Origin of the sequence: Nostoc sp. FACHB-133, from assembly GCF_014698055.1 — a bacterium.
Classification (GTDB): Bacteria; Cyanobacteriota; Cyanobacteriia; order Cyanobacteriales; family Nostocaceae; genus Nostoc.
On the sequence record NZ_JACJSH010000010.1, the window covers coordinates 188,348 to 197,889 of the forward strand.

Sequence of the window (9,542 nt, forward strand, 5' to 3'; positions counted from 1 at the left end):
GAGAAAATGTTCAAATTGTTCTAATACCATTTCTTTATGAGGCTGCGCCAAACCCTTTTAACTTCTTTCTTCCTTTGTGTCCTTTGCGTCCTTTGCGGTTCGTTTTTCTTTCTTCTTTCTTGTACTTAAATATGGTTTAGCGCATCTTCATACAGAATTGGTATAAGGTTTAGCCTGAGCCACTCTGTAAATTCTTCACGCCCTAAATCACCAGCCGCTAACAGCAGGACAACACGCTCCTGTTCTTCGATTGAAGCATCAATTTCCATCCCGTTTAAAACAAGAAATATTTCCATAGCTGCGTGACCAGTACGCTTATTTCCATCTAGGAAAGGATGATTCTTGATCAAAGAGAAGCCCAATGCTGAAGCCTTTTCAATAATTGTGGGATATAAGTCTTCTCCACCAAAAGTCATCTTTGGTTGTGCTACAGCAGACTCTAAAATACCAAGGTCGCGTATACCTAATGCGCCTCCAGACTGCTCTATAACCTGACGATGCAGATTCAGGACTTCCACCGCCATCAGGTAACGTATCATGCTAAACGTCGGTACAATTCGGCATTTTTCTTCAGCACATAGTTGGTTGCTTGAGCAAACTCGCTCGTTGGCTGACTGAGCCAGTCTTCTATCCTGGCACGTAACAAATCTTCAAGCGAGATACCACTCTCTTGTGCTAATGTTTTCAGCTTCTGCAATTGTTCATCGGAAATGTCGATCGTGATGGAAGCCACAGCCTTTACTCCTTGAATGCTAGGAAAGTGTAGCATTACTGATATTTTAGGCATTCTGGCAGGCGATCGCTATCTTTAGCGTTGCTTGCGATCGCAGAACATGTCGAAGATAATCGCTCCCGATGTCCCAAAATCTAATTAAAAAGCGATCGCACTTTAAATCTTCGATTTCACGTAATTTATAAACACCAGTTAGTTTGCCATCTCCTCAGCCGAACGAGTAGCAACCAACTTGAGCAACCCTTGTAACTGTTGCCCTAGCGAATGAAGACGATAGACTTTGTTATAAGAGTAATTTTTGCAAAAGCTCGAATTTCCCAACATTTCAAAGCAGGTATAGGGCAATGGTGCGATTAAAACCGTGGCAGTGGGTCGTTTTGGCAATCCCGATCGCGTTTATCATTATTTTCTTACTGGTATCCGCCGGTTCGCAAATTCATGCGTGGGGTATTAGTTGGATCTGGGGTGTGTTCACCCTTTTATTCGTTGGTTGGCGCTGGCTACTCGTAAAATGGACTCAACCAGCTGTTAACCAAGTAGAAGCTGTATTAGCTCAAGTTCAAGAAGAATTAGAATCGGCAGTAGAGGATACAGTTAGACCACCAGCAGGAAGTGATGTCACAAAGCTTGCAGAAACCGCACTCCAAGAGATTCTACAAGCGTCACAAAGCGATCGCCCGATTTGGGAAGACTGGCAAACTTTTTGGACACGATGCCAGGATTTGGTTGTAGCGATCGCTCATATCTACAATCCTCAAATTCAATATCCTCTGCTGAATATTTACGTCCCCCAGGCTTATGGGTTGATTCGGGGAACGGTGGATGATATGGATCAGTGGATGCAAAAATTATCCCCAGTTCTTAATCAGGTGACGGTTGGACAAGCATACCAAGGATATGAGGTCTACCGGAAGTTGGAACCATCGGCTAGAAAATTTTGGAAAGCTTGGAACTGGGCACAGTGGCTTTTAAATCCGGTGGCGGCGGTGGCAAAACAAGCCAGCCAGGGTTCTAGTAACCAAGCAACTCAGCAATTATTGGGGAATTTGAACCAGTTATTTCGGGAAGCTGCCCTGAAAAACTTGTGTCGGCAGGCGATCGCCCTCTATGGACGTAGCAAATTACCAGTTTCAGCAACCGTAGTATCCACACCAACTTTACCCAAGGCAAAAACCCAAACACTGCGAGAAATACTGACTCAAGCTCAACCAGCCGAGGTAGTTGAGCAAAAACCCGTGAATATTCTGCTGGTGGGGCGCACAGGTTCAGGAAAAAGTAGCCTGATTAACACCCTATTTCAGGCAGATTTAGCAGCCGTTGATGTTTTGCCCAGTACCGATCGCATTCAAAATTATCAATGGCAAACTCAAAGTGGTGAAACATTGACGCTTTTGGATACGCCTGGCTATGAACAAGTCAACCATGCCGATCTGCGAAACCTAGTGCTTGATTATGCTATCGATGCAGATTTGCTGCTATTAGTCACCCCTGCCCTCGATCCTTCCCTGCAAATGGATGTAGACTTTATGCAAGATATAAAAGCAGAAGTTACAGATTTACCTGCGATCGCGATCGTCACTCAGGTAGATCGGCTGCGTCCCATCCGTGAATGGCAACCGCCTTATGATTGGGAATGGGGCGATCGTCCAAAAGAAGTTGCCATTCGGGAAGCCACTGAGTATCGCGCCAAATTGCTGGGAAACTTCTGTAATCTAGTTCTACCACTGGTGACAGGTGACAGCAAAACAGGTCGAGTTGCTTGGGGAGTGGAGGCGCTTTCACTAGGATTAGTAGATGCGATCGCACCTACCAAACAACTCCGTCTCGCCCGCTTTTTGAGTAATCTCGAAGCCCGTACTGTCGCCGCCGCCAAAATCATTGACCACTATACCTTCCAGATGGCAACAACACAGGGACTAACGGCATTGCTCAAAAGTCCCGTCCTCCAGTTTGTTTCTACCCTATCAACTGGATCTCCAACCCTAGCCTATCTTCTGGCAGAGCAAATTCCTGTGGAACAGTTGCCAATTGTGATTGGCAAACTCCAAATGGCTTATGAGCTTTTCTCGCTCTTGAATACAGCTAACTCTAACCCGCTTAACTTTGAATTACTATCCCTCTGGCCGCTACTGCTAGAAAATTCCACTTCACCTGATCGCAACGCCTGGGCATTTGGTCACGCTCTAGTCGAGTACTGGGCTCAGAATCTAACGGTTCAACAACTCCGAGAGCGATTTGAGTATTATCTGTCGATTGCTAAATAATTTGTCTGCCTTGAGTAAGTAATATCCGCATCTTCCATTCTGCTACGCCTAAATAGCGAGTTTGCTAGGCACATTTACTCAGTCTTAATTAAACACTACAAGTTGCATTAATCCCCTACGATAAATCCTGAATATTTACAGATATTTTGGAAATATTTTATACTCGTAAATATAAAATAGGAAAACAAAAAATGCCGTAATATCTCTTAGCTTTTAACATCAAAGTTAAGATTACGATTAAGAGTAGGTGTCTACTAAAACCTACCGCTTTAACTAAGTTTTTACCAAACATCCTTTTTGTTCGGAGTTATTTATGAAAAATATATTACAAACCTCCATCTCTGAAGAACAAAATTCACATCAGAGCTATAGTATTTCATCTTACAATCGGCTGCTTTTAGTCGTGAAAGATTTGGCTTGTGTGCGGACTATTGAGGAAATTATTGAGATTGTGCGTTTGGCAGCCCGCGATCTCACAAATGCTGATGGAGTAACTTTTGTACTGCGGGATGGTGAATGCTGCCACTATGTTGATGAAAACGCCATTGGCCCACTTTGGAAAGGTATGCGTTTTCCGCTCAAGTCTTGTATCTCCGGTTGGGCAATGCTCAATAAACAAGCAGCCGTGATTGAGGACATTTATCAGGATGCAAGAATTCCTATTGATGCTTATAAAGTGACTTTTGTCAAAAGTTTAGTGATGGTTCCCATACGGATTGCCGATCCACTGGGTGCGATCGGAGCCTACTGGAGTACACCACATCTAGCCACATCTGAAGAAATAGAACTGCTTGAGATTTTGACCGACACTACAGCAGTGGCGATCGCGAATGTTCAACTTTTCCAGAAACTTACGAACCAAAACGCCCTGAAAGACAAATTCATTGCGATGCTAGCTCACGAGTTGAGGAATCCTGTTGCCCCCATCTCAAACGGGGTTCAGCTTCTCAAATTGAAGCTGGGCGTGACTGGCGCAGTTGGAGAAACAGTTTTAATGATGCAGCACCAGATTAAGCACCTCTCGAAATTGATCGATGAGCTACTAGATGTATCGTCCATCACCTACGGAAAGATTTCATTAAACCTTGAGAAGTTGAATCTTGTAGATTTGGTTCGCCAGAGTCTCAATGACCATACACAAGCCATAAAGAGATCGAATTTTACCGTAGTAGAAGACTTGCCAAACACGCCCGTATGGGCTTATGTTGACCCAACGCGATTCTTTCAAATCTTTGGGAACCTTCTTGATAACGCCTTAAAGTTTTCAAAACCAGATGGGACGATCTGGGTGGATCTCTCATATATTCCAGGTGAAAATAGCTCAGGCAGTGTAGCAGCTTTATCTATAAGAGACTCAGGTATAGGGATAGAACCGACAATCTTACCAGAACTCTTTGAGCCGTTTACTCAGGCCGATCTCAGTTTAGACCGTTCGAGAGGTGGGCTAGGTTTGGGACTCTCGGTAGTCAAAAGTCTTGTCGAACTTCATGGTGGGAATGTTGAAGCCTCAAGTAGAGGGATCAATTTGGGAGCAGAATTCAAAGTTACTCTCCCTCTATGCGAAGAGATTAAAACCTTGGACAACGACCTAGAGACTATGGAGGCGGCTAAAAAATCGTTGAAGATTTTAGTGATTGAAGATAATGACGATTCTGCCACAACATTAAAAGCAGTACTTGAACACTTCGGGCATGAAGTTTCCATTGCTAAGAATGGAATTTTAGGTGTACAAACTGCAAAAGAGTTGGAGCCTCATGTGATTATTTGTGACATCGGACTTCCCGAAATGGATGGATTCGCCGTTGCCCAGGAACTGAGTAAAGACTCTAAATTTAGTCGCTCAATTCTGATTGCGCTCACCGGTTACAGTGGCCAGGAGGATAAAGAACTTGCGCTTAAATCTGGTTTTAAATATCACTTCACCAAGCCTGTGGACTTTGAAATACTTACGGCAGAAATTGATCGATACTTTCTGGTTAGCGCGTAAAGTTGCCCGTCGTAAACATCGGTTTTATCCCACAATGAAGAGGTATTGGGAATTAGGCATTGGGCATTGGGCATGAAGAAGAGACAAAAGAAACAAGGAAGAGGGGGGAGACAAGAGAGAAGCTTATTCAATAACTCCCCCTGCCTCCCCTGCTCCCTTGCCTCTTATTCAAGCTGTGGGAATATCACGCTTTGCCAAATATTGATACATCTGCCAACGTGCATCTACCTCAGCTTGCGCTTGTTCTAACAAGTGCTTGGCTACGTCTGGTTTACTCTTAGTGAGCATTTTGAAGCGATTTTCTTGATACATCGAATGTTCTACAGATTGCGTAGGCGATCGCATATCCAATTGCAAAGGATTTTTACCCTGTTTAAGCAATTCTGGATTATGCCGATACAGCAACCAACGACCTGATTCTACCAGAGTTTTTTGGTGATTCATCCCGGTAGTCATGTTAATGCCGTGGGCGATGCAATGGCTGTAAGCAATAATTATTGATGGCCCATCATAAGCTTCTGCTTCCAAAAATGCTTTGAGAGTATGTTCATCTCTAGCACCAAGGGCTACACTCGCTACGTAGACATTTCCGTAGGTCATAGCAATCATACCTAAGTCTTTCTTTGGTGCCGGCTTGCCACTGGCGGCATATTTAGCAACTGCGGCTCGTGGCGTAGCTTTAGAAGATTGACCGCCTGTATTAGAATACACTTCTGTATCCATCACCAAGATGTTGACATTGCGACCACTGGCAATTACATGATCTATACCACCAAAATCAATGTCATAAGCCCAACCATCACCGCCAACAATCCAGACGCTTTTTCTCACTAAGTAATCTGCAAGGGATTTGAGATTTTGGATTTGGGCATGGGAGTGGTAATTCGTTTTTTCTAACAGTTCATCTAGCTTTTGTTTCAACAGCGCTACCCGTTCTCGTTGTTCCCAAATATCAGCCTCAGTGTTTTGTTTGGCATTGAGAATAGACTGTACCAACTCGTGAGATATTCCCAATTCCCCATGCCCTATGCCCCATTCCCCATTCCCCAATTGTTGCAACAATTCTGCTGCAAACTCAGCTTGTTTGTCGAGGGAGAGACGGAAGCCAAAACCGAATTCGGCGTTATCTTCAAATAGATTATTTGACCACGCGGGGCCGCGTCCTTGGGCGTTGGTTGTCCAAGGAGTTGTGGGGAGATTCCCACCATAAATTGAAGAACAACCTGTTGCATTGGCGATGACGGCGCGATCGCCAAACAATTGTGTTAATAGTTTTAAATAAGGTGTTTCACCACAACCTGCACAAGCACCAGAGAATTCAAATAAAGGTTCTTGCAGTTGTTGTTGGCGAATCTGGTTTAATTTTAGTGATCGCCTGTCAGGATTAGGTAAGCTCAAAAAGAAATCCCAGTTTTTCCGCTCTTGCTCTTGTAAAGGCAACTGCTGCGCCATGTTAATCGCTTTCCGCAATGGCTCAGATTTATCTTTTGCAGGGCAAATATTTACACAAATCGTACATCCCGTGCAATCTTCTGGGGCAACTTGAATGGTAAATTTTTGATTGGCAAAGTCTTTATCTTTTGCACCAGTTGACTTAAAGGTTCCTGGTGCATTCACTAACTCATCAGCTTGATAAGCTTTGGCACGGATGGCACTGTGGGGACAAACCATCACGCACTTCCCACATTGAACGCAGATATCCGGCTCCCACACAGGTATCTCTTCGGCAACGTTACGTTTTTCCCACTTGGCAGTACCTACGGGAAAGGTGCCATCAACTGGTAGTGTGCTAACAGGTAAGTCATCACCTTCCCACACCATGATTTTCCCCAGAACTTCCCGCACAAATTCAGGAGCGGAGTCCAGCAATCTTGAGTTGTTGATTTTTGATTGTTGATTTTTGATTGTCTGTGGGACATCTACTTTATGCAAGTTGTCTATAGTGTTGTCTACAGCTTGCAAGTTCATGCGGACAACTTCTACGCCCTTTTTACCATAAGTCTTCTCAATCGCTTGTTTGATTTTAGCGATCGCTTCTTCTTGCGGCAAGACTCCGGCTAAGGCAAAGAAACAGACCTGCATAATGGTGTTAATTCTGCCACCCATACCACTTTCACGGGCAACCTGGCTAGCATTGATGATATATAACTTCAAATGCTTATCGATAATTTGCTGCTGTACCTGCAACGGCAAATTCTCCCAGACGTTATCTGCATTGTATGGACTGTTAAGCAGTAAAGTTGCCCCAGGAATAGCAGCTTTCAAAATATCTATGCGTTCTAGAAATCCCCAATGATGACAACCAATAAAATTGGCTTGGTCAATCAAGTAGGTGGAGCGAATTGGCTCTTTGCCAAAGCGCAGATGAGAAACTGTCATTGAGCCAGATTTCTTGGAATCAAAGACAAAGTAGCCTTGGGCGTAATTATCGGTTTCTTCACCAATAATCTTGATAGAGTTTTTGTTAGCCCCAACTGTCCCATCTGAACCCAACCCATAAAACATTGCCCGAACAACATTATCCGATTCTGTAGAAAACTTAGGGTCAAAGCTCAAGGAAGTATGACTAACATCATCATTAATCCCAATCGTAAAATGATTCTTCGGTTTAGCTTCGGCAAGGTTGTCAAAAATCCCCTTCACCATCGCCGGCGTAAATTCTTTAGAAGAAAGACCATAACGACCACCAATAATTTTAGGGTATGAGAAAGTATTTTCTCCCCCTGCTCTCTTATCTCCCCACGCCTCATGGATAGCAGCTACAACATCCAAATACAAAGGTTCTCCGGCGCTACCTGCTTCTTTGGTGCGATCGAGAACTGCGATCGCTTTTACGCTATTTGGCAATGCTGCAACAAACCTTTGGACATTAAAGGGGCGATAAAGCCGGACTTTTAGCACACCAAGCTTTTCCTCACGGGCGTTAAGATAATCTACTGTTTCATGGACGGTTTCACAGCCTGAACCCATAAGAACGATAACGCGATCGGCATCATTGGCCCCGTAATATTCATAGATTTGGTAATGCCTCCCCGTGCGTTCTCCAAATTGATCCATGATGCGCTGGACAATTTCTGGACAGGCGTTGTAGTAAGGGTTAGCACCTTCCCGTCCTTGGAAGTAGACATCAGGGTTTTGGGCAGTCCCGCGCAATACTGGACGATCTGGGGTGAGGGCACGACTGCGGTGGGCGAGTATGAGATGATCGTGGATTAGCGATCGCAAATCATTATCTGTAAGCAGTTTAACTTTCTGCACTTCATGGGAAGTACGGAAGCCGTCAAAGAAGTGCATAAACGAGACTCGCGTCTCTAAAGTCGCAGAATGGGCGATGAGAGCAAAATCTTGACTTTCCTGCACCGAAGCGGAACACAGTAAAGCAAAACCAGTAGCACGAGCTGCCATCACGTCGCTATGGTCGCCAAAAATTGATAAAGCGTGGGTAGCCAAGGAACGCGCGGCAACATGAACTACAGCACTAGTCAACTCACCAGCAATTTTGTAGAAGTTGGGGATCATCAACAATAATCCCTGAGATGCTGTGAAGGTGGTACTCAGTGAACCTGTTTGCAATGCCCCATGCACAGCACCAGCCGCTCCCCCTTCGCTTTGCATCTGCACGACACTGGGAATAGTACCCCAGAGGTTGGGACGACCTTCTGCTGACCAAGCATCTGCCCATTCACCCATTGCTGAAGAGGGGGTAATGGGATAAATGGCAATTACTTCATTTAGTTTGTAAGCAACACGGGCGACAGCTTCATTTCCATCAATGGTTGCAAATGTTTTGTTCATAATATGATTTTTGTCCCCGTCTCTCAACTGCATTATCAGAACACGTAAATAGAAGAATTAAAAATAGCCGGAGTCAGGCAGGCATTGCCAAGCAAGCAGTTTATTATGCGCTTTTCAGTTAACTTTAAATAAATACTGCATATATGAATATCTCATCTGAAATAGCGCATCTATTAATATGTCTTAATCATGTACTCAATAACCCAAGTATTGATTAGATAAGGCTTTGAGATAATTAATTCTTTTTTGTGGGGTATAGGTTCGGGAATCTTTTTGTTTGTGAAATTCAAGCTGAACTGCGATCGCTCCATGTACCAATTGCTGCAAATCCTGAACCATTCACAAGCACAACAGCATGGGTTAGTGTGCCCTAAACGCATGGATACATTTTGGCAGGTGGACTATACAGAGAAATTCTCAGATGATACCAATTCTGTATGAAGATGCGCTAAACCATATTTAAGTACAAGACAGAAGAAAGAGAAACGAACCGCAAAGGACGCAAAGGACACAAAGAAAGAAAGAAAGAAAGAAAGAAAGAAAGAAAGAAGTTAAAAGGGTTTGGCGCAGCCTCACAAAGAAATGGTATGAGAAAATTATTTACGGAATAGTGAGTGATGATGGAACAAAACAGGTCGGTGAAGGATTTGAAGCATTAGACGTAGCGACTGTCTTAAAAGTCAAGCGATCGTGAACAAAAAACCGGGACTGTGAACATTGACGCAACAGGGGAACGCTGCGCTAGATTCGGTGGTGGCTGGTA

The 9,542-nt window shown here is 44.0% G+C and carries 6 protein-coding genes; 2 read left to right on the forward strand and 4 right to left on the reverse strand.

Translation table 11 applies throughout. The annotated features are described in order from the left end of the window. Positions 1 to 125 precede the first annotated feature (125 nt). On the reverse strand, positions 126 to 539 hold the full coding sequence (locus tag H6G86_RS11295; RefSeq protein WP_190934377.1) for a type II toxin-antitoxin system death-on-curing family toxin: 414 nt from the start codon (positions 537 to 539) through the stop codon (positions 126 to 128). Continuing rightward, positions 536 to 787 (reverse strand): DNA-binding protein, encoded by a 252-nt coding sequence (locus H6G86_RS11300; RefSeq protein ID WP_313930858.1) that lies wholly within the window; start codon positions 785 to 787, stop codon positions 536 to 538. The genes H6G86_RS11295 and H6G86_RS11300 overlap by 4 nt, the downstream gene beginning before the upstream one ends. A 290-nt stretch (positions 788 to 1,077) precedes the next feature. On the opposite strand from H6G86_RS11300, the gene H6G86_RS11305 reads away from it, so the two are divergent. Together H6G86_RS11305 and H6G86_RS11310 are read left to right on the forward strand one after the other, a co-directional pair. Then, positions 1,078 to 2,997 carry a GTPase family protein gene (locus H6G86_RS11305; protein WP_190934378.1) on the forward strand — a complete coding sequence of 640 codons (1,920 nt, stop codon included), beginning with the start codon at positions 1,078 to 1,080 and terminating at the stop codon, positions 2,995 to 2,997. A 403-nt stretch (positions 2,998 to 3,400) separates the two neighbouring features. After that, positions 3,401 to 4,984, forward strand: a complete 1,584-nt coding sequence (locus tag H6G86_RS11310) for a hybrid sensor histidine kinase/response regulator (RefSeq protein WP_190934379.1) — start codon at positions 3,401 to 3,403, stop codon at positions 4,982 to 4,984. A 168-nt stretch (positions 4,985 to 5,152) separates the two neighbouring features. Here H6G86_RS11310 and nifJ read toward each other — a convergent pair whose 3' ends face one another. Both nifJ and H6G86_RS11320 read right to left on the reverse strand, forming a co-directional pair. Further along, positions 5,153 to 8,779, reverse strand: a complete 3,627-nt coding sequence (gene nifJ, locus H6G86_RS11315) for a pyruvate:ferredoxin (flavodoxin) oxidoreductase (RefSeq protein ID WP_190934380.1) — start codon at positions 8,777 to 8,779, stop codon at positions 5,153 to 5,155. A 195-nt stretch (positions 8,780 to 8,974) separates the two neighbouring features. After that, complete coding sequence (locus H6G86_RS11320) at positions 8,975 to 9,118, reverse strand: hypothetical protein (RefSeq protein WP_190934381.1); 144 nt, start codon at positions 9,116 to 9,118, stop codon at positions 8,975 to 8,977. Positions 9,119 to 9,542 lie beyond the last annotated feature (424 nt).

Bases quoted from the DNA above. Each gene is read 5' to 3' on its own strand.
- H6G86_RS11295 (WP_190934377.1), bottom strand. From the start codon at position 539: ATGATACGTTACCTGATGGCGGTGGAAGTCCTGAATCTGCATCGTCAG.
- H6G86_RS11300 (WP_313930858.1), bottom strand. From the start codon at position 787: ATGCCTAAAATATCAGTAATGCTACACTTTCCTAGCATTCAAGGAGTA.
- H6G86_RS11305 (WP_190934378.1), top strand. From the start codon at position 1,078: ATGGTGCGATTAAAACCGTGGCAGTGGGTCGTTTTGGCAATCCCGATC.
- nifJ (WP_190934380.1), bottom strand. From the start codon at position 8,779: ATGAACAAAACATTTGCAACCATTGATGGAAATGAAGCTGTCGCCCGT.
- H6G86_RS11320 (WP_190934381.1), bottom strand. From the start codon at position 9,118: ATGGTTCAGGATTTGCAGCAATTGGTACATGGAGCGATCGCAGTTCAG.